The 232-nt window shown below is 46.1% G+C and carries 1 tRNA gene; it reads left to right on the top strand.

The features are described 5' to 3' along the window. The first annotated feature begins 60 nt into the window (after positions 1-60). Positions 61-135, top strand: a tRNA-Glu gene (locus EJP82_RS27835). The last annotated feature ends 97 nt before the right edge of the window (positions 136-232 follow it).

The following is a 232-nucleotide window of genomic DNA, read 5'->3' as shown; positions in this document are numbered from 1 at the left end:
CGAGGGTTCGAATCCCTCTCTCTCCGCCATTATTATTATGATTACGAAGTAATACTTTGAGGCCCGTTGGTCAAGCGGTTAAGACACCTCCCTTTCACGGAGGTAACAGGGGTTCGATTCCCCTACGGGTCACCATTTTATTTATCTAACTTGCTTTGACAAGCGGTTATCTGGTAGAATAAAAGTTGTATTTTCCCTGGAGGCTTAGCTCAGCTGGGAGAGCATCTGCCTT

Source organism: Paenibacillus anaericanus, assembly GCF_003994475.1.
Lineage (GTDB): Bacteria > Bacillota > Bacilli > Paenibacillales > Paenibacillaceae > Fontibacillus > Fontibacillus anaericanus.
This window is presented reverse-complemented; position numbering and strand designations above follow the sequence as displayed.